The 18,303-nt window shown below is 72.5% G+C and carries 18 protein-coding genes; 8 read left to right on the top strand and 10 right to left on the bottom strand.

All coding sequences use genetic code 11. The features are described from left to right. Nucleotides 1-60: 60 nt before the first annotated feature. A complete protein-coding gene (locus tag ACZ7DE_RS16925) occupies nt 61-978 on the bottom strand; it encodes an aminoglycoside phosphotransferase family protein (protein WP_470761807.1) in 918 nt (305 codons plus the stop codon). Between ACZ7DE_RS16925 and ACZ7DE_RS16920 the strand changes: the two genes are divergently transcribed. Together ACZ7DE_RS16920 and ACZ7DE_RS16915 are read left to right on the top strand one after the other, a co-directional pair. Then, a complete protein-coding gene (locus ACZ7DE_RS16920; protein WP_470762058.1) occupies nt 977-1,642 on the top strand; it encodes a rhomboid-like protein in 666 nt (221 codons plus the stop codon). The genes ACZ7DE_RS16925 and ACZ7DE_RS16920 overlap by 2 nt on opposite strands. Further along, nucleotides 1,639-3,069 carry an NAD(P)/FAD-dependent oxidoreductase gene (locus tag ACZ7DE_RS16915; RefSeq protein ID WP_470761805.1) on the top strand — a complete coding sequence of 477 codons (1,431 nt, stop codon included), beginning with the start codon at nt 1,639-1,641 and terminating at the stop codon, nt 3,067-3,069. The genes ACZ7DE_RS16920 and ACZ7DE_RS16915 overlap by 4 nt, the downstream gene beginning before the upstream one ends. Before the next feature lie 71 nt (nt 3,070-3,140). Here the strand turns inward: ACZ7DE_RS16915 and ACZ7DE_RS16910 are convergent, their stop codons facing one another. After that, entirely contained in the window at nt 3,141-4,109 is a 969-nt protein-coding gene (locus tag ACZ7DE_RS16910; protein ID WP_470761804.1) for a zinc-binding dehydrogenase, read from the bottom strand. Between the two features lie 289 nt (nt 4,110-4,398). Here ACZ7DE_RS16910 and ACZ7DE_RS16905 point away from each other — a divergent pair, with 289 nt between their 5' ends. Next, entirely contained in the window at nt 4,399-5,103 is a 705-nt protein-coding gene (locus tag ACZ7DE_RS16905; protein WP_470761802.1) for a pentapeptide repeat-containing protein, read from the top strand. A gap of 104 nt (nt 5,104-5,207) precedes the next feature. Here the strand turns inward: ACZ7DE_RS16905 and ACZ7DE_RS16900 are convergent, their stop codons facing one another. Continuing rightward, the gene (locus ACZ7DE_RS16900) at nt 5,208-5,708 is read right to left on the bottom strand and encodes a hypothetical protein (protein ID WP_470762057.1); all 501 of its coding nucleotides are present in this window, start codon (nt 5,706-5,708) and stop codon (nt 5,208-5,210) included. Between the two features lie 58 nt (nt 5,709-5,766). On the opposite strand from ACZ7DE_RS16900, the gene ACZ7DE_RS16895 reads away from it, so the two are divergent. Then, complete coding sequence (locus ACZ7DE_RS16895; protein WP_470761801.1) at nt 5,767-7,179, top strand: M1 family metallopeptidase; 1,413 nt, start codon at nt 5,767-5,769, stop codon at nt 7,177-7,179. Between the two features lie 108 nt (nt 7,180-7,287). Here ACZ7DE_RS16895 and ACZ7DE_RS16890 read toward each other — a convergent pair whose 3' ends face one another. After that, entirely contained in the window at nt 7,288-8,268 is a 981-nt protein-coding gene (locus ACZ7DE_RS16890; RefSeq protein ID WP_470761800.1) for a bifunctional GNAT family N-acetyltransferase/NUDIX hydrolase, read from the bottom strand. A 154-nt stretch (nt 8,269-8,422) separates the two neighbouring features. Beyond that, nucleotides 8,423-8,998 (bottom strand): TerD family protein, encoded by a 576-nt coding sequence (locus tag ACZ7DE_RS16885; RefSeq protein ID WP_470761798.1) that lies wholly within the window; start codon nt 8,996-8,998, stop codon nt 8,423-8,425. Nucleotides 8,999-9,163: 165 nt separating this feature from the next. Here ACZ7DE_RS16885 and arfB point away from each other — a divergent pair, with 165 nt between their 5' ends. Further along, complete coding sequence (arfB, locus tag ACZ7DE_RS16880) at nt 9,164-9,601, top strand: alternative ribosome rescue aminoacyl-tRNA hydrolase ArfB (RefSeq protein WP_470761796.1); 438 nt, start codon at nt 9,164-9,166, stop codon at nt 9,599-9,601. Nucleotides 9,602-9,714: 113 nt separating this feature from the next. After that, on the top strand, nt 9,715-10,578 hold the full coding sequence (locus tag ACZ7DE_RS16875; RefSeq protein ID WP_470761794.1) for a sigma-70 family RNA polymerase sigma factor: 864 nt from the start codon (nt 9,715-9,717) through the stop codon (nt 10,576-10,578). A 129-nt stretch (nt 10,579-10,707) separates the two neighbouring features. Here the strand turns inward: ACZ7DE_RS16875 and ACZ7DE_RS16870 are convergent, their stop codons facing one another. Both ACZ7DE_RS16870 and ACZ7DE_RS16865 read right to left on the bottom strand, forming a co-directional pair. Next, nucleotides 10,708-11,214, bottom strand: a complete 507-nt coding sequence (locus tag ACZ7DE_RS16870) for a GNAT family N-acetyltransferase (protein WP_470761792.1) — start codon at nt 11,212-11,214, stop codon at nt 10,708-10,710. Between the two features lie 79 nt (nt 11,215-11,293). Continuing rightward, nucleotides 11,294-11,785 carry a flavin reductase family protein gene (locus tag ACZ7DE_RS16865; RefSeq protein WP_470762055.1) on the bottom strand — a complete coding sequence of 164 codons (492 nt, stop codon included), beginning with the start codon at nt 11,783-11,785 and terminating at the stop codon, nt 11,294-11,296. Nucleotides 11,786-12,242: 457 nt separating this feature from the next. On the opposite strand from ACZ7DE_RS16865, the gene cdgB reads away from it, so the two are divergent. Further along, nucleotides 12,243-13,910: a diguanylate cyclase CdgB gene (gene cdgB, locus ACZ7DE_RS16860; protein WP_470761790.1), complete on the top strand. Its 1,668-nt coding sequence runs from the start codon at nt 12,243-12,245 to the stop codon at nt 13,908-13,910. 147 nt (nt 13,911-14,057) lie between these two features. Beyond that, entirely contained in the window at nt 14,058-15,017 is a 960-nt protein-coding gene (locus ACZ7DE_RS16855) for a CBM35 domain-containing protein (RefSeq protein WP_470761788.1), read from the top strand. Between the two features lie 10 nt (nt 15,018-15,027). On the opposite strand, the gene ACZ7DE_RS16850 is transcribed toward ACZ7DE_RS16855, so the two are convergent. From ACZ7DE_RS16850 to ACZ7DE_RS16840, 3 genes are all read right to left on the bottom strand, one after another. After that, nucleotides 15,028-15,957, bottom strand: a complete 930-nt coding sequence (locus ACZ7DE_RS16850; protein ID WP_470761786.1) for a 1-phosphofructokinase family hexose kinase — start codon at nt 15,955-15,957, stop codon at nt 15,028-15,030. 136 nt (nt 15,958-16,093) lie between these two features. Further along, nucleotides 16,094-17,299 (bottom strand): N-acetylglucosamine-6-phosphate deacetylase, encoded by a 1,206-nt coding sequence (nagA, locus tag ACZ7DE_RS16845; RefSeq protein ID WP_470761784.1) that lies wholly within the window; start codon nt 17,297-17,299, stop codon nt 16,094-16,096. Then, nucleotides 17,299-18,240: an ROK family protein gene (locus tag ACZ7DE_RS16840; protein ID WP_470761782.1), complete on the bottom strand. Its 942-nt coding sequence runs from the start codon at nt 18,238-18,240 to the stop codon at nt 17,299-17,301. Before ACZ7DE_RS16840 ends, nagA begins: the two co-directional genes overlap by 1 nt. Nucleotides 18,241-18,303 lie beyond the last annotated feature (63 nt).

Raw genomic sequence — 18,303 nt, 5'->3', positions numbered from 1 at the left:
TCCGGGTCGGCTCTTGGCCGGCCCGGGCTTTTTCATGTCCTGTTCTCTCCGGGGGCGCCGTCAGGGTCGCAGGAGGCGGGCGATCTCCAGTCGTCGTGGCTGCGGTGGGCGGCCGTCCTCGATCTCCCACAGGCAGTCCTGGAGGACACGGGCGAGGGTCCAGGCGCGGGCCCGGTCGCGGCCGAGGCCGAGGGCGGCGGTCATCGCGTCGAAGCGCCAGAGCACGTCGGCCGGGTCGTGGCGGTTGGCGATCGCGGGCAGCAGCTCGAAGCCGGGGTCGCCGGCGAGGGGTTTGGGGTCGATGGCGAGCCAGGGCGCGCGGTCGCCGGCGAGGACGTTCTCGTAGTGCAGGTCCCAGTGCAGGAGGCGGTCGCCCGGCTCGGACACGACCTCGCGCACGGCGGCCGCGCAGTCGGCGATCAGACGGCGTTCGCAGGGGTCGGGGACGCGTTCCAGGGCCCGGGGGGTCTGTTCGAGCATGTCCCGGGCGATGTCGCCGAGTGCGCGCATGCCTCGCGGGGCCGGGGTGGTCGTCAGATGGGCCAGCAGTTCGGCGATGATCAGCACCGCCTCGTGGACGTCCTCGACGTGGGACAGCATGCGGGCCGGGTCGAGGCGTTCGAGGAGCAGTGCGCCGGTGGGCTCGTCGTGGCGCAGGAGGCGTACGGCGCGGTCGCCGTCCCAGATGCGCAGGGCGGTCGGTTCGCCGGCGCTCTCCTCGTCGAGGATCTGGAGCTTGAGCGCGGCTCGTGTGCCGTCGGCGGTGGAGACGACGGGGAGGACGAGTGCGCTCACTCCGTGCATGGAGGGGCCGTCGACGCGCAGTTCCCAGCGGTCGAGGAATTCCTGTGCGAGGGCCGGCAGACCTGCGATGAAGGCCCGTCCCGCCGTGCCGTTGTGCTTTGTCTGTTCTGCCGCCAGCGCGTCGGGAACGTCGATCATCTTTCGGACGATACTGGGCCGCGTGAAACGGCTCATGGGAGTTTCCGGGCTGTGGCGGTCGGTGTGGGCGTACGTTCGCGGGGCGCCCGGCACCTATGTGTGGCTGGTGATCCTGTTCTTCACCACGGTCGCCCTGCACCACATGTCTGCGGAGTTCGAGCAGGAGTTCCTGCGGCAGCGGTCGACCAACATCCATGAGCTGTCCCGGCATCCGGTGCGGGTGCTGGTGGCGAGTGCGATGTGGATCGACGGCGGGCACTGGCTGCCGTACGCGGTGCTGTACTCGGTCTTCCATGCGCGGGCCGAGCGGTGGCTGGGGACGGCGCGGTGGCTGGGGGTGTGTGCGGCGGCGCATGTGCTGGCGACGTTGATCAGTGAGGGGGTGCTGGCGAAGGCGGTCCGGGACGGGCTGGCGCCGCAGTCGTCGGTCAACACGTTGGACGTGGGGGTGAGTTATGCGCTGGCGGGTGTGGTGGCGGTGCTCGTCCACCGGATCCGTTCGCCGTGGCGGTACGGGTATCTCGTCGTGGTCCTGGGTTTCTACGTCGTTCCGTTGGCGGTCGGGCCGACCTTCACGGACTTCGGGCACTTCGTCGCCGTGCTGGTCGGGCTGGGGTGTTTTCCGCTGGTGAGGGGGCGTGGAAGTGTGCGGAATCCGAAGGAGACAGGGCCTGTTCCGCCGGGTAGCGTCCGGCCATGAGCAGCGTGGGGAGCGGTGTCGTGAACGGCGTCCTGGACGGCGTCGTCAATGGCGGTGTGTCGTTCTGGTACGCGGATGACGGTCTTCCGGCGGTGCGGGAGCCGCTCGGGGGTGACGCGTCCGCGGACGTCGTGGTCGTCGGGGGCGGGTACACGGGGTTGTGGACGGCGTACTACCTGAAGAAGGCGGTTCCCTCGCTGCGGGTGACGGTCCTGGAGCAGCGGTTCTGCGGGTATGGCGCGTCGGGGCGCAACGGGGGCTGGCTGTACAACGGCGTGGCGGGCCGGGACCGGTATGCGAGGCTGCACGGCCGGGAGGCGGCCGTTCGGTTGCAGCGGGCGATGAACGAGACGGTGGACGAGGTCGTCCGGGTGGTGGCGGAGGAGGGTTTCGACGCCGGGGTGCACAAGGGTGGGGTGCTGGAGGTGGCCCGTACGCCGGCGCAGTTGGCGCGGCTGAGGGAGTTCCACGCGCACGAGGTGTCGTTCGGGGAGCGGGACCGTGAGCTGTACGGGGCCCGGGAGACGGCGGAGCGGGTGCGGGTGGCGGGGGCTGTGGGGTCGAGCTGGACTCCGCACGGGGCGCGGGTGCATCCGGTGAGGCTGGTGAAGGGGCTGGCTGCGGCGGTCGAGGCGATGGGGGTGGAGGTGTACGAGTCGACCCCGGTGACGCGGGTTCTGGCCGGGCGGGCGGTGACGCCGTACGGGACGGTCCGGGCTCCGTATGTGCTGCGCTGCACGGAGGGTTTCACGGCGGCGCTGAGGGGTGAGAGGCGGACTTGGTTGCCGATGAATTCCTCGATGATCGCCACTGAGCCGCTGACGGAGGAGCAGTGGGCGGCGGTGGGCTGGTCGGGGCGGGAGGCGCTGGGGGACATGGCGCACGCGTATGTGTACGCCCAGCGCACGGCTGACGGGCGGGTCGCGCTCGGTGGGCGAGGGGTGCCGTACCGGTTCGGGTCGCGTACGGACAACGACGGGCGGACGCAGCCGGAGACCGTGGGGGCGCTGCGCGAGATCCTGGTCGGTTTCTTTCCCGCGCTGGCGGGGGTGCGTGTCGAGCACGCGTGGTCGGGTGTGCTGGGTGTGCCGCGTGACTGGTGTGCGTCGGTGACTTTGGACCGGGCGTCGGGGCTCGGCTGGGCGGGCGGTTATGTCGGGTCGGGGGTGGCGACGGCGAACCTGGCTGCCCGGACGCTTCGGGATCTGGTGCGGCTCGATGCGGGGGAGGTGGGGGACACCGATCTGACCGGGCTGCCGTGGGTGGGCCACGGGGTCCGTAGGTGGGAGCCGGAGCCGTTGCGGTGGCTGGGGGTGCGGGGCATGTACGCGGCGTACCGGGCGGCGGACCGGTGGGAGTCGCGGACGCATGCGGCCGGGTCGTCGCGGTTGGCGCGGGTCGCGGACCGGGTGGCGGGGCGTCGCTGAGTCGTTGCCGTCGCCACGGTCGTGGCGGTCGTCGTGGGGGTTTGGCGCGAACGCGCCGGACGCCTCTCCTGTCAGGTCGTGAGGACGACTTTTCCGGTGGTCGCGCGTGTCTGCAGGGCGCGGTGGGCGGTGGCGGCCTCGGTGAGGGGGAAGGTCTGCACGGCCGGGGTCAGGCGGCCCGCGGCGGCCTCGGCGAGGGCGCGCTGTTCGAGGGTGCGTATGCCGCCCGGCCGGTCGGTCATCGCGGGTCCGAGGACGGATCGGGAGACGCCTTCGACGAAGTGGCCCCTGCCGCGGATGCCCTCGGCCGACCAGCCGAAGACGAGGTGGGCGCCGCCGGGGCCGAGGAGGGCGACGGCCTCGCGGGCGATGTCTCCGCCCACCCCGTCGAAGACGACGGTGGCGGGCCGGCCGCCCAGGTGGGCGCGGACCGTGGCGGGCCATGTGGTGTCCGTGTAGTCGACGGCGAGGTCGGCGCCGTTGGCCGCGACCCGGGCTGTCTTGTGGGGGCCGCCGGCGAGTCCGACGACGGTGGCGCCGGCGTTCCTGGCGTATTGCACGAGGAGGGTGCCGATGCCGCCCGCCGCCGCGGGCACCACGGCGACGGAGTCGGGCCCGAGCTCGGCGAACTGCAGGATGCCCAGTGCCGTGCGGCCGGTGCCGATCATGGCGACGGCTTGTGCGGAGTCCAGGTTCGCCGGGATCTCGTGCACGCGCTCGACGTCGGTGACGGCCAGTTCGGCGTAACCTCCGGGCGCGAAGCCGAGGTGGGCGACGACGCGTCTGCCGAGCCAGGCGGCGGGGGTTCCCTCGCCGAGGGCGTCGACCAGGCCGGCGACCTCGCGGCCGGGGACGGTGGGCAGGGGCGTCGGTGCGGGCGCCGGGCCCTGGAGGCCTTCGCGCAGGGCGAGGTCCAGGAGGTGGACGCCCGCGGCTTCGACGGCGACGCGGACCTGGCCGGGGCCGGGCGCGGGGTCGTCGACCTCCTCGTAGGAGAGGTTCTCGGCGGGGCCGAAGGCGTGGAGGCGGATGGCGTGCATGCGGGTCCCCCGGTGGGTGCGGTGAGGTGAGGTGTGGGTGGTGCGATGCGGGTGGTGCTGTGGGGCGTGTGGTGCTGGTGTGAGTGCGGATGGAGATGGGGATGGGGGTGCTGCGGTGGGGCGTGTGGGGTGGGTGCCGTGTGGTGGGCGTGGTGCGGTGGGTGGGCTCGCCTGGAGCGTGGGTGCGCGGCTCCAGCCTTCAACCTCAAGGTTGGTTGAGGTCAAGGGGAGGCGGGGAAGTGAGGGGCGGGGACGGGGGAGTGTCAGTGGTGGGGTGCAGCATGGGGGCATGGCGAGGACAGCGGCCGGCGCGACCGGCAGGAACGGCGGCAGGGTGGGCTCGGCGGTGAAGGGCGCTCGGCGTCCGGAGGTGCGGCTGCCGCCGCTGGAGCCGTACGCCGGCGGCGGGCTGGAGCCCGACGGGGACTACGACGGCGTGGAGTTCCGTGAGGCGGACCTCGCCGGGCAGGACGGCGGGGGCGCACGCTTCATGGACTGCGCCCTGGCCGGATGTGCGCTGGACGAGACGAGACTGCGCAACGCCCGTCTCCTCGACTCGGTCCTCACCGGCATCCGGGGGGTCGGCACGGACCTGGCGGAGGCGACTCTGCGCGACGTCGAGCTGCTCGACGCCCGCCTCGGCGGCACCCAGTTGTACGGCGGCGCTCTGGAGCGGGTCGTGATCCGCGGCGGCAAGATCGACTACCTGAACCTGCGTCAGGCGCGGCTGAGGGACGTCGTCTTCGAGGGCTGCGTCCTGGTCGAACCGGACTTCGGCGGCGCTCGTCTGGAGCGGGTCGAGTTCGTCGACTGCGTCCTGAAGTCGGTCGACTTCACCGGGGCGACGTTGACGGACGTGGATCTGCGCGGTGCGACGGAGCTGGGCATCGCGGGCGGTGTGGACCGGCTGTCGGGCGCGGTGATCAGTCCGGCCCAACTGCTGGACCTGGCACCGGTGCTGGCGGCCGAGTCGGGGATCAGGGTGGAGGGCTGAGGCGTCCGGCCCACTTCGACCGGAGATCGCTTCAGCCCGGGCTCTCTTCGGCCGGGGATCGTCAGCCCGGGCTCACTTCGGCCGGGGATCGCTTCGGCCGGGGCTCACCTCACCCGCGGGAACCGTGCCTGCAGGGTCCAGACGGCCGGGTTCTCGCCCAGGTCGTCGTGGAGGTCGGTCAGGTCGGCGAGGAGGTCGTGGAGGAAGTCGCGGGCTTCGCGGCGGAGTTCGGCGTGGGAGAAGGTGAGCGGGGGCTCCTCCGCTGGCATCCAGTCGGCCTCGATGTCCACCCAGCCGAAGCGGCGCTCGAAGAGCATGCGGTCGGTGGACTCGGTGAAGTCCAGTTCCGCGTACTGGGGGCGGGAGGCGCGGGAGCCCGCCGGGTCCTGGTCGATGCGCTCCACGATGTCGCACAGCGCCCACGCGAAGTCCAGCACCGGCACCCATCCCCAGGCTGTGGACAGCTCGCGGTCCGCCTTGGTGTCGGCGAGGTAGACGTCGCCGCAGAACAGGTCGTGGCGCAGGGCGTGGACGTCCGCGCGCCGGTAGTCCGTCTGGGGCGGGTCCGGGAAGCGGTTGGAGAGGGCGTAGCCGATGTCGAGCACGTAGGCGATGGTGTCACGGCCCCGCGACCGCGCCGGACCTCCCCATAAGATCACTGACATGTCCAGATCCGTGCGTCTTGTCCCGGCCGCCGCGTTATTGGCCTGTGGCCTCGTCCTGTCCGCGTGCGACAGCGGCTCGTCGGACGGCTCGGGCGGCTCCGACGGCGCGGCCGGCGTGAGCGACCCGTACTTCCCGAAGGCGGGCAACGGCGGCTACGACGTCTCCCACTACGGTCTCACCCTCGCCTATGTTCCCGACGGCAACCGTCTCACCGGCACCGCGGTCGTCACGGCCCGCGCGACCGAGGACCTCTCCGCCTTCGATCTGGATCTGGTGGGCATGGAGGTCCAGGAGGTGACCGTCGAGGGCGCCGCCGCCGAGTTCCGCCGGGAGGGTCAGGAACTGGTGGTGCGCCCGTCCGACGGCCTCGCGGAGGGCGAGACCTTCGAGGTGCGGGTGCGCTACTCCGGCAGCCCGCAGACGATCACCGACCCGGACGGCTCGAAGGAGGGCTGGCTGCGCACCGAGGACGGCGCGCTCGCCCTCGGCGAACCGACCGGCTCCATGGCCTGGTTCCCGGGCAACCACCATCCCTCCGACAAGGCGTCGTACGACGTCGCCGTCACCGTCCCGAAGGGGCTGACGGCCGTCTCGAACGGCGAGTTGCGCAGTGAGCGCAGTACGCGGGACGGGCGCAGGACCTTCGTCTGGCACACCGCGGAACCGATGGCGAGCTACGCGGCGACGCTCGCGGTCGGCCGCTACACCGTCACCCGTCCCTCGGCGGAGGACGGCCTCCCGGCGTATGTGGCGGTCGACCCCTCGCAGGCGGCCGCGAGCCGTGCGGTGCTCGCGCGGCTTCCCGAGGTCATGGACTGGGCGCGGGACAACTTCGGCCCCTACCCCTTCTCCTCCGCGGGCGCGATCGTGGACCGCCCCGAGGACGCGGCATACGCCTTGGAGACGCAGAACCGTCCCGTGTATCCCGGCGCCCCCGACATCGAGATGTTCGTCCACGAGACCGCCCACCAGTGGTTCGGTGACTCCGTCACGCCGAGGAGCTGGCGGGACATGTGGCTCAGCGAGAGCCTCGCGACCTACGCCGAGTGGCTGTGGACGGAGGACGAGGGCGGCGCCACGGCCGAGGAGACCTTCACGGAGTTGTACGACCACGGCGAGGACGAGTACGAGGACCTGTGGGACTTCCCGCCGGCCAAGCCCACGACGGCCGCGCACATCTCCGACAGCCCCGTCTACCAGCGCGGCGCGATGGTGATCCACCGCATCCGCCAGACCGTCGGCGAAGACGCCTTCTACGACCTCGTCCAGGGCTGGGCCGCCGCTCGCCGCCACGGCAACGCCGACACGGACGACTTCACGGCGTACGTCGAGAAGCAGGCGCCGGACGCGGACTTCGACGAGATCTGGTCGGAGTGGCTGTACGGGGAGGGCAAGCCGGCGCGGCCCTGAGCGCCGGCACGCGGACGCCGTGTTTCGGTGCGCCGACGCCGCCTTCTCCGTGGGCGGACTCCGCGTCTTCCGAGCGGGGACGCCGCACGGCGGGGCGGGCCCCTGCGCTCATCGGCTTCCCGGTCGGAGCGCCGGATCCGGGCGGCGGCCGTTCTCCCAGTCGTCGAGCAGTCGGGCGAGGCCGGACGGCCACACCGGCTCGCGTTCCTCGGCGAGTTCCTCGCGGGTCCACCAGCGCCAGCCGAGGATGCCGTCGGTGGCGTGCGCGGCGGCCAGGTCGGCTCCGGTGGGCGCGCGGTGCGGGCCGGGGGCGACGTAGATGTGCTCGTGCTGGCGGACGAGGATGCCGAAACGGGTGAAGTCGTGCTCCCATGTGCACAGCAGCCCGGGCTCCAGGTCCGTCCACCCGGTCTCCTCGGTCAGCTCCCGCAGGGCCGCCTCGCGCGGCGACTCGCCCTCGTCGAGTCCGCCGCCGGGCAGCGCCCAGTGCACCCCGGCCTCGTGGTTGTGGTACCGGAAGAGGAGCACGGACCCGTCGGGGGCGACGACGGCGACGCGGGCGGCGCGGCGGGGGACGACGAGCGGTTTGCGCAACACGGCGCAGGGCCGCCCGAGTTGCAGGTCGCGCCGGTGGTCGACGACCTCGTATCCGAGCGCGGTCCAGAAGGCGAGGCCTTCGGGGTTGGCGTCGAGGACGGCGAGCCGCACGGCGCCGGCGCCGGCCTCGCGCAGTCGCTCCTCGATCCGCTGGACGATCCGCCGTCCGAAGCCCTGGCGCTGCACGGCCGCGTCGACCATCAGCAGCCCGATCCAGGGGTCGGGGTCCTCGGGGTCGGGATGCCGCGCGAGCGTGATCACGATCCCGACGAGCTTGCCCCGGCTGCTGGCGAGCAGTACCTCGACGTCCGGGTTCGCCAGCTCCCCGGCGAGGGCGGCCGCCACCTGTTCCGGCCGGATGTGGTCCGGGTCGGGGAAGTCGCCGCTGAGGGCGTGGAACTCACGGTGGGAGACGTAGAGCGAGGTGAGTTCGGTGAGGAGAGGGGCCGGGATGTCGTGGTCGGGGGTGAGGCGGAGGGGGACGAGGAGCATGGGCAGCAGGCTAGGACAGGCCTGGCGCCGGGGCGGGCGGGATCGCCGGACGCGGACCGCCCCGCCCGGCGGTTGCGGGGCGGGGCGGTCCGGGGTGTTGCTCCGAGCCTCAGGCGTCCGGGAGGCCCGGGGGGCCTTGGACGGCCGGGACGTCTCAGACGTTGACGCCGAAGTCCTGCGCGATGCCGACGAGTCCGGACGCGTAGCCCTGGCCGACCGCGCGGAACTTCCACTCGGCGCCGTTGCGGTAGAGCTCGCCGAAGACCATGGCCGTCTCGGTGGCCGCGTCCTCGGAGAGGTCGTAGCGGGCGATCTCGGCGCCGCCGGCCTGGTTGACGATGCGGATGTAGGCGTTGCGGACCTGGCCGAAGTTCTGCGAGCGGTTCTCCGCGTCGTAGATGGAGACCGGGAAGACGATCTTGTCGATGTCGGCCGGGAGGCCGGCCAGGTTGACGTTGATCGCCTCGTCGTCGCCCGCGCCCTCGCCGGTGCGGTTGTCGCCGGTGTGGACGATGGTCTGGTCCGGCGTCTGCTTGTTGTTGAAGAAGACGAAGTGGGCGTCCGAGAAGACCTTGCCCTGGGGGTTGACCGCGATCGCGGAGGCGTCGAGGTCGAAGTCCGTGCCGGTGGTCGTGCGGACGTCCCAGCCGAGGCCCACGGTGACGGCGGTCAGGCCCGGAGCCTCCTTGGTGAGCGAGACGTTGCCACCCTTGGACAGGCTTACAGCCATGGTTGGGAGTCCTTCCCTCGTTGTGTACGGCTTCGTACGGGCACGAAGCTACAGCTATCCCTATGAACGCAGCGAAGGGCGGTCAAGGTTCCCCGCGACACCGCGTTTCTTTACTTTCTTTACCAAGGGATATTCGCGTGACGCGCACGGGGCCGTGGCGGGAACATGGTCGGCATGTCTGGTCCCTATGTCGTCCGCGGCTCCGTCTCCCTTCCCGAGGCCGAGCTCATGTGGCGTTTCTCGCGGTCTTCGGGGCCGGGCGGGCAGCACGTCAACACCAGCGACTCGCAGGTGGAGCTCCGTTTCGACCTCGCGCGCACCGAGGCGCTGCCGGAGGTGTGGAAGGCGCGGGCGCTCGAGCGGCTGGTCGGGCGGCTCGTCGACGGCGTCGTCACCGTCCGCGCCTCCGAGCACCGCTCGCAGTGGCGCAACCGCGAGACCGCCGCCGTACGCCTCGCCGCCCTGCTCGCCGAGGCCACGGCGCCGCCGCCCAAGCCGCGCCGGCCGACCCGCATCCCGCGCGGGATCAACGAGCGCCGGCTGCGCGAGAAGAAGCAGCGGTCGCAGACCAAGCGGGGCAGGACCGGGCGCGACTGGGGCTGAGCGGTCTGTCACATCTCGCGCGCGCCGAACGTCATGCCTACGACCGCGACGAACCCGCCGGCCGCGCTCTACGGCCGCGACCGGCGAACCGACCGTGACGAGGGATGCGACCGATGACGACGACGGGCGACCACGACTTCCTGGCCGATTCCTTCGAGGCGCACCGGGGCCGCCTGCGCGCCGTGGCGCACCGCATGCTGGGGTCCGGCGCCGAGGCCGACGACGCCGTGCAGGAGGCATGGGTGCGGCTCAGCCGGAGCGCCGGCCGGGGGGAGGCCGAGGAGATCGACAACCTCGGCGGGTGGCTGACGACCGTCGTGGGCCGGGTCTGCCTGGACATGCTGCGCTCGCGCCGCTCCCGCGCCGAGGAGTCGCTGGAGAGCTGGACGCCGGGCCCGTCCGTCGTGCCCGACCCGGCGCAGGACGTGCTGCTCGCCGACTCCGTGGGCGTCGCCCTCCTCGTCGTCCTGGACACCCTCACCCCTGCCGAGCGGCTGGCGTTCGTGCTGCACGACCTGTTCGCCGTGCCGTACGAGGAGGTCGCGGGGATCGTCGACCGGACCCCGGAAGCCGCACGTCAGCTCGCCAGCCGGGCCCGTCGCCGGGTACGCGGGGCCCGGGAGCCCGAGGTCGATCGGAGCCGGCAGCGCGAGGTCGTGGACGCCTTCCTGGCCGCCGCCCGGGACGGGGACTTCGACGGGCTGCTCGCCGTTCTGGATCCGGACGTCATGGCCCGCTCGGGATCGAAGGTGACCACGGGCGCGACCGCGGTCGCCCGAGGCGCGTCGGGCTTCGCCCGCCTCGCCGGTGTGGCCCGGCACGCCCTGGTGGACGGGGCGACGGGGCTGGCGGTGCTGGTCGACGGCCGTGTGGAGCGCACGCTGCGCTTCACGTTCGTCCGCGGCGACCGGATCGCCCTGATCGACGTCACGACCGACCCCGCCCGGCTGTCCCGCCTGGAGGTGACCCTCCTGTAGCCCGCCCACGTGCCCCTGCGCCCACGTGCCCCTGCGAGCCCTGCGGGAGACCCGGCCTGCCCGGCCCGGGGTGTAATCCCCCCGCCGGGCCGGGGGCCTGATCCGCCCGCCCGGGCCCGGGCGGGGAACCTAGTCCAGTGCCAGGACGCCGACCACTTCTCCGGCGCTCTTCTCGCCGGTCCTGCGAAAGCCCAGCCGCAGATAGAAGTCCTCGGGGCCGTTCTCGCCCTCGTGCCAGGTCACGTACATCTCCTCGGTACCGCGGCGGCGCAGTTCCGCGGCGACGGACTCCACGGCGAAACGGCCGTAGCCGCGGCCCTGTTCGCCGGCGGCGATGTTCAGCCGCCACAGGCCCGAGCGGACGAGGCTGCCGTCGCCGCGCCCGTTCCAGTCGATGTCGAGGAAGGCCATGAGGAAGCCGACGGGCCGGTCGCCGTCCATGATCAGACGCGGCCAGGCCACTCCCGGGGGGTGGACATGGGCCTCGGCGAGAGACTTCATGACCGGCGAGACCGCGAACTCCTGGTCGGGGCGGACGCGAATGCCGGTCGCCGCCTCGAAATTCCGCGGGGTTATTTCCTCCAGCCGGAGTATGGAAGTCGTCGTGGTGCCGGCGTCGCCCGTCATGCCTGTCATGCTGGCACCCTAGGCGCGCGTCGCGGGACCGGCCACGGCATTTCCCGCGCGCTTACCCGGCCGTCCTTACTCCGACCGCTTACCCCAACTGCCGGTAACGGCCGCGGAAATAGACCAGCGGGCCGCCGTCCGCACTCGGCACGGCCGCGGTCAGGACACGGCCGATCACCAGCGTGTGGTCGCCCGCGGGCACGCGTTGCTCGGTGCGGCACTCCAGGGTCGCCAGCGCCCCGCCGACCAGCGGTGCGCCGCAGACCTCGCCGCGGACGTACGGGATGTCCTCGAAGAGGAGCCGGTCGCTGATGCGGCCCTTCATGGCGAAGCGGCCGGCGATGTGCCGCTGGCTCTCGGAGAGCACCGACACCGCCCACAGCGGCTGTTCGTCGAGCAGGTCGTCCATGCGGGAGCCGGTGCGCAGGCTGACCAGGACCAGCGGCGGGTCCAGGGAGACCGACAGGAAGGCCGTCGCCGTCATGCCGACGTCCTCGCCGTCCGGGGCGCCGGGGTCGTCCGGGTCCAGGGAGGGTTCGCGGGCGGTCACCAGGACCACGCCGTCGGCGAGCCGGGACATGGCGGCGCGGAACTCGTCGTTGCTCACCCCCTCAGCATGCCCGGAGGGGGTTGTCGGCACGGTGTTGAGCACATCTGGGGACACGTCCCGAACGCTAGTGTCCGACCGGTGCGCCCCGCATCGGACCTCCGCCCGAGTAGGGTCGTAGGACCCTGGACCGATAACCGGTCTCCGTTCCTGTGCAGTTGCTGTCTTTCTCCGGTGTCCTGGTTCCTGTCCGTGTTCGGGGAAACACAGGGGAAAACGCTGAAACTCCCCGCAAATGTTCACGTTCATCTGTGACTTGAGTCACAAGACGCATTAATTGTTGACCCTGTGTACCGAGTGGGCAGCGCGCTGTGATTCAGTGGCGGAGGCGTCACAAGGAGACACACACCGACAACAGAGCACCAGAAACGACGTTGCGCCGAAGACAACCCTTGATTCGCTGCGAAGTCTCGGGGGGAGGGCGAAACACATGGAGACCGAGTCGGAGCCTTACGTCCGTCTTGCGTCCCTGCGACAGCTGCACCAGGTCATGGCCGACATGAACACGGCCCGCAGCCTGGCCGACACACTGCAGACCGTCGCCGACGGCGTGGTCACGGCACTCGGGTACGAGCTGGCGTGCGTCAACCTCGTGCGCCCCGACGGCGATCTCGTGGTCGCCGCGTTCTCCGGCAACCCGGCCGCCGAGGCACTCATCACGGGCCGGGTCGGCTCGCGCGAGTCCTGGGAGCGCCGCCTCGCCATGGGCGAGACCTGGGGCGACCTGATCTTCATACCCCACACCGAGGGCTGGGTCCTCGACGACGACGACGTCCCGCAGTGGTACACCGACGGGCCCGCGCCCCGCTTCGAGGACGAGTGGCACCCCTCGGACCGGCTCTTCGCGCCCATGTACACGCCCGCCGCGCCCGGCAGCGGCGGCGCCTGCGGCGAGCTGATCGGCGTCCTGTCCGTGGACCGGCCCCGCAACGGGCGCCGTCCCGGAGCGTGGGGGCGCGAAGCGCTCCAGATGTACGCCTTCCAGGCCGCCATCGCCATCAGCAACGCGCGTCTACGTGCGAATATGCAGCGGGCGCTGGTCCGGCTCGAACGCGAGCAGCAGGCCCTGCGCGCCAGCGAGGAAAGCTTCCGGCAGGCGTTCGAGTACGCCCCCTCCGGCATGGCGATAGCCGAGATGGGCGGCGACCAGCACGGGCGCATACTCCGCACCAACGACGCCCTGTGCCGTCTGCTGGGCCGCCCCGCCTCCGCGATGCGCCGCTACTCCTTCTCCGACCTCGTGCACCCCGAGGACATAGGCACCCTGCTCCGCACCTCCGCCGAAGGCGGCCGCGCCGAACTGCGCCTGGGCCGCCGGGACGGCACCTACGTCTGGGTCAGTCTCCGCAACTCCGTCGTCGCCGACGCCGCGGACGGGCCCCGCTTCCTCCTCACCCACGTCGAGGACATAGAGGAGCGCAAGCGCCGCGAGCTCCAGCTCGCCCACCGCGCCTCGCACGACTCGCTCACCGGCCTGCCGAACTCGGCCGAACTGCGTTCGCGCCTGTCCGCCCGGCTCTGCCAGCGCCCCCAGTCCCTGCACCCCGCGGCCGCCGACGCCATGGACACGGACTTCGGCCACGCCGCCTTCGACGCCAACGGCCACGGTTTCGACTTCCGGCCCGGCGGCGCCGAGTCCTTCGACGGCTACGACCACCATGTGCACACCGCCGCCCCCGAGGACGGCCGCGACGACGGCGCCAAGGGTCTCGCGGTCCTCTTCTGCGACCTCGACGGCTTCAAGTCGATCAACGACCGGTTCGGGCACAACGCGGGCGACGCCGTCCTCATCGAGGTCGCCCGCAGGCTCTCCCGCCAGGTCCGCGACGGCGACACGGTCGCCCGGCTCGGCGGCGACGAGTTCGTGATCCTCGCCGACGGCCTCGGCCGCGCCGACGCCGCCGACCTCGCCGTACGCCTGCGCAACGAGATCATCCAGCCGATCCGCGCCGAGGGCCGGGCCGTGCGGGTGGGCGCCAGCTTCGGCATCGGCTGGGCACATTGCGGGATGACCGCGGACGAAGTGCTGAAGTCCGCCGACGAGCGCATGTACGTCGAGAAACGATCTCGTCCCAAACAGCACAGACGGGCGGGATGATCGCCAGGTCAGCGGCCCCGTTGCCGACCTGATGCGGTCCGAGTCACCCGTTTGGGCGGTGGGGAGCGGGTAGGCTCGCAGTTCTCACACGTATGGATACGCGTACGCGTGTCGCACCCGACCCGCACTGTTGAGGAGTACGAAGGGATGACGCCCGGCAATAACGGCGCGAGCACGCCCGAGGACGACGACCCGTTCGGCTACCTCTACGCCGACGGCCAGGCCAACGGCGCGCAGCCGCCCTCCGGCGGTGGTTACGGCTACCCGAACTCGGTCAGCCGGGTGCGCGCGGTCGGCGAGCGCCAGTACGGACAGCAGCCGCAGCAGCAGACCGCGCAGTACGGGCAGTACGGGCAGCCGCCGACGGCGCCGCAGCAGCAGGGCGCGTACGGCCAGCCGAACGCGCACTACGCCGCGCCCGAGAACTTCGGCGCCGGCGGCCCCTCCACCGGCCGGCAGCCCGTGCAGAACGGCGGCGGCCGCGGTCGCGGCCCCAACACCAAGGGGCTGCTGATCGGCGCGGTCGCGGTGGTCGCCGCGGTCGTCATCGGCATCGCGGTGGCCATGGCCAACGGCGACGACGGCTCCGCCGACGACAACAAGGCGGGCGGCCAGGCGTCCGCCCCGGCCTCCGCCTCGGGGAGCCCCTCGCCCAGCGCGTCGGCCAGCGACGACGCCAACGAGGCCGAGCTGCCGAAGGCCGACGCGAAGGCGCTGAACCTGGGGGACGGGGTTACCACCTCGTCCGACGTGAAGGGCGCGCACGCTGCCGGCGGGATCTACGTCACGGGCTTCAACCACGTGGGCGCCAAGGTCACCTGGACGGTCAACGGGATCGAGAAGGGGGGCACGTACCGTCTGTACGTGCGCTACGGCATCCCGGGTGTGGACGCCAACGCCACCCTGGTCGTCAACGGAACCGCCAGCGCGCAGGCCCTGAACATGAAGAACTTCGCGAAGTCCCCCCAGGGAGACTTCGAGAAGGGCTGGCAGGAGACCTGGGCCAACGTCAATCTCAACAAGGGCACCAACACCATCGAGATCGCCTGCAACCAAGGCAATCAGTGCGACGCGAACCTCGATCAGGTGTACCTCGTGAACTCCTGAGCCCCCGGTTTCAGGCTGCGGTGACCTCCCCGGTCACCGCCACCCGCGTCACCAACTCCTCGTAGGCCGCCCGGTCGAACTCGCCCGCCGTGGGGGCCAGGACGGTCGCCGCGGACAGGGCGACCGCGCGGGCCAGTCGGTCCGGCCAGGGCAGGCGCTCGACCAGGCCCGACAGCAGGCCCGCGGACGCGGAGTCGCCCGCGCCCGTCGGGTTGCCGTGGATGCGGGCCGGCGGGGCGGCGCGCCAGCGGCCCTCCGGGGTCGCCGCGACCAGGCCCTCGGCGCCCAGGGAGGCCACCACGGCCTGTGCGCCGCGGCGGCGGGCGTCCTGGGTGGCCCGCAACGGCTCGTGCGCACCGGTGAGTTCGGCCAGTTCGTCGGCGTTCGGCTTGACGATGTCCGGGCGGGCGGCGACCCCCCGGCGCAACGGCTCCCCGCTCGTGTCGAGCAGGACCGGGACTCCGGCGGCCCGTGCCCCGCGCACCAGGACCGCGTACGCGCCCACCGGCACCCCGGGCGGCAGGCTGCCGCACAGGGCCACCGCGTCGGCGTCGGCGATCAGGCCCTCGTAGGCCTCCTGGAAGGCGGACCACTCGGCCGGGGTGATGACCGGGCCGGGTTCGTTGAACTGGGTGGTGTCACCGGTGCGGGCGTCGACGACGGCGACCGTGCGGCGGGTGGCCCCGGTCACCGGCAGGAGCGCGTCCACGATCCCGGGCACGGCGGTGAGCCGCTCCTGTACGACGCGGCCGGTGGCGCCGCCCGCGAAACCGGTGACCGTCACCTCGTGGCCGAGGGCGGCGAGCACCCGGGCGACGTTCAGCCCCTTGCCGCCGGGCCGTTCCCGTACGTCGGTCACCCGGTGCGAGGTGTGCGGCCGCAGCGCCGGCACGCGATAGGTGAGGTCGAGAGCGGTGTTCAGAGCGACGGTGACGATCACCTGGGCCGGCCTCCCTCGACGGGCACGCGTACGTGACTAGCCGGAGCCCTCGCGGTTCCGGAGGCCTGATCATGCCAAAGAGACGGTGGCCGGCCCAGCCCTCGGGTCGGCCACCGTTCCCGTACGGGCGGACGTTTCAGGCCAGTTGGGGACGCACCACCCAGTCCCCCTTGCGCATCACGCCCTTGAGGTCGAAGTTCTCGTCCAGCAGGACGAGGTCGGCGTCCTTGCCGGGTTCCAGGGAGCCGATGCGGTCGTCCATGCCCAGCAGGCGGGCCGGGTTGGCGGACAGGGCGGCGACCACGTCCTCGACCGGGATCCGGTCGATCGTCACGGCCCGCTGGAAGGCGCGGTCCAGGGTGAGGGTGGAGCCGGCGATCGAGCCGCCCTCCACGAGGCGGGCCACGCCCTCGCTGACCTCGACCTCCAGCGGGCCGAGCAGGTAGTGGCCGTCGCCGATGCCGGCGGCGTCCATGGCGTCGGTGATGAACGCGACACGCCCCGGGCCGGCGTGACGGAACGCCAGCTCCAGGGCGGCCGGGTGCAGGTGCGTGCCGTCGTTGATGAGCTCGACCGTCACCCGCTCGTCCTCCAGGAGGGCGGCGATCGGGCCGGGGGCGCGGTGGCCGAGGGGCGGCATCGCGTTGAAAAGGTGGGTGGCGACGGTGGCTCCGGCCTCGATGGCCTGAACCGTCTGCTCGTAGGTGGCGTCCGTGTGGCCCACGGCGGCGATCACGCCGTGTTCGGCGAGGAGGCGTACGGAGTCCAGGCCGCCGGGCAGCTCCGGCGCCAGGGTGAGCATCCTGGCCCGGCCGCGCGCCGCGTCGATCAGCTTGCGCACCTCGGCCGGGTCCGGGTGGCGCAGCAGCGTCTCGGAGTGCGCGCCCTTGCGGCACGGCGAGATGAACGGGCCCTCGAAGTGGATGCCGGCCAGGTCGCCCTGCTCGGCCAGCTCGCTCAGCAGGCCGGCCTGGCGGACGAGGAGGTCCATGTCGTCGGTGACGGTCGAGGCGACGAGGGTGGTCGTGCCGTGCAGGCGGTGGGTGTGGACGGCCTTTTGGACGTCCTCCGCCGTGCCGGAGAAGGAGGCTCCGCCGCCGCCGTGGTTGTGCAGGTCGACGAAGCCGGGCACGAGCCAGTGGCCGGTGACGTCGACGGGGGTTCCCTGGGGGGCGTCGGCCACGATCCGGGTGCCCTCGATCGCCACGCGGCCGTCGGTCACCGTGCCGGTGGGGAGCACCACCCGGGCGCCGGTGAGTACCTGCCTCCGTGCGCCGGGCGTAGGCCGCGGGTGCGTCGTGGCTGGTCGCGCGGTGCCCCGCGCCCCTAGGGGGGTGGCCATCAGGGTGTTACCTCCGTACCGTCGGTGGAGTCGAGGAGATCCCAGGCCAGGAGGCCCGCTCCCAGACATCCGGCGCTGTCGCCCAGGGCCGCCGGGACGATCTCCGGCAGTCGCTGGAAGGTCACCCGTTGCCGGACTGCTTCCCGCAGGGGTGTGAACAAGGTTTCCCCGGCCTCCGCGAGCCCGCCACCGATGACGAGCATGCGCGGGTCCAGCAGGGTCAGCGCGGTGACCAGGCCGTCGGCGAGGGCGTCCACGGCCGTCTGCCAGACCCGTACGGCGTCCGGGTCGTCGGACGCGACGGCCTTCGCGCAGTCCGCGGCGTCCGCGTCCGGGTCTCCGCAGGCCGCCGCCCATGCCTGGCTCACCGCCGAGGCGGACGCGAACCGCTCCAGGCAGCCGCGCTGGCCGCAGGGGCACGGGGTCCCGTCGGGGCGCACGACGATGTGGCCGATCTCGCCCGCGAAGCCGTGCGCGCCCGCCTCCACCCGGCCGTCGACGCCGATCGCGCCCGCGATGCCGGTGCCCAGGGCCACGAACAGGAAGCGGTCCGTGCCCCGGCCCGCGCCGATCCGGCCCTCGGCGAGGCCGCCGGTGCGTACGTCGTGGCCGAGGGCGACGGGGGTGCCGAGGCGCTCGGCGAGCAGCGTGCGCAGGGGTACGTCCCGCCAGCCCAGGTTGGCCGCGTAGACGGCGACGCCGTTCGCCTCGTCGACGATGCCGGGGACGGCGACGCCGGCTGCGGCGGCGGGCTCGCCGAACTGCTCGACGCCGTGTTCGCGCAGGTCGGCGGCGAAGCCGAGGATGGCGGCGACCACGGCGTCCGGGCCGCGCTCGCGGCCGGTGGCCCGGCGGGCCCGGTGCAGCAGGGCGCCGTCCGCGCCGACGAGGGCGGCCTTCATCCCGGTGCCGCCCACGTCGAGGGCGATGACATGTCTCACGGGGACAGTGTGGCCCCACGACCCACAAGAGGTCTAGTCCACTCGCGGCTCTTGGGGTAGCGT

This window comes from Streptomyces sp. NPDC037083, from assembly GCF_055606485.1.
This window is presented reverse-complemented; position numbering and strand designations above follow the sequence as displayed.